This is a genomic window from Brachybacterium tyrofermentans, assembly GCF_039526165.1.
Taxonomy (GTDB): domain Bacteria; phylum Actinomycetota; class Actinomycetes; order Actinomycetales; family Dermabacteraceae; genus Brachybacterium; species Brachybacterium tyrofermentans.
In genome coordinates this window covers 1-527 of the sequence record NZ_BAAAIR010000015.1, presented here as the reverse complement: position 1 = coordinate 527, position 527 = coordinate 1, and the positions used below count along the sequence as shown (strand labels likewise).

At 62.7% G+C, this 527-nt stretch carries 2 protein-coding genes; both read left to right on the top strand.

The genetic code is table 11. The features are described from left to right. Positions 1 to 68 precede the first annotated feature (68 nt). Positions 69 to 356, top strand: a complete 288-nt coding sequence (locus ABD093_RS03065) for a MobC family plasmid mobilization relaxosome protein (RefSeq protein WP_343922349.1) — start codon at positions 69 to 71, stop codon at positions 354 to 356. Further along, on the top strand, positions 346 to 527 hold a 182-nt coding region (locus tag ABD093_RS03060; RefSeq protein WP_425546208.1), incomplete at its 3' end, for a hypothetical protein. The genes ABD093_RS03065 and ABD093_RS03060, both read left to right, overlap by 11 nt.

The following is a 527-nucleotide window of genomic DNA, read 5'->3' as shown; positions in this document are numbered from 1 at the left end:
CCGCCGGGAGCAGATGGCAGAGCTTGAGCGTTCAGCCCGGTCACATTTTGCGGATATCGGAGGAGAGGATGGCGGTTAAGCGTACCCGTTTTTTAGGTATCCGGGTGACCGATGGGGAGTACCAGCAGCTGCTGGAGCGCTGCAATGGAAGGCAACTGGCGGTGTGGATGCGGGAAACCTGTCTCGATACGCGCCCGGCGCGNAACAACCTCAACCAGATCGCCCGGAAAATTAACGGCGGCCAGTGGTCAGGCGCTGACCGGGTTCAGGTGGTGGCCGCGCTGATGGCCATTGATGCCGAACTCGAGCGGCTGCGGCATGCCGTGCTGGAAAAGGGGGCAGACGATGATCGTTAAGTTTCATCCGCGAGGGCGAGGCGGCGGTGCCGGGCCGGTGGATTATCTGCTGGGGAAAGACCGCCAGCGCGACGGGGCCATCGTCCTGCAGGGAAAGCCGGAGGAGGTCCGGGAGCTTATCGACGCCTCGCCCTACGCCAAAAAGTACACCTCCGGCGTCCTGTCTTTTGC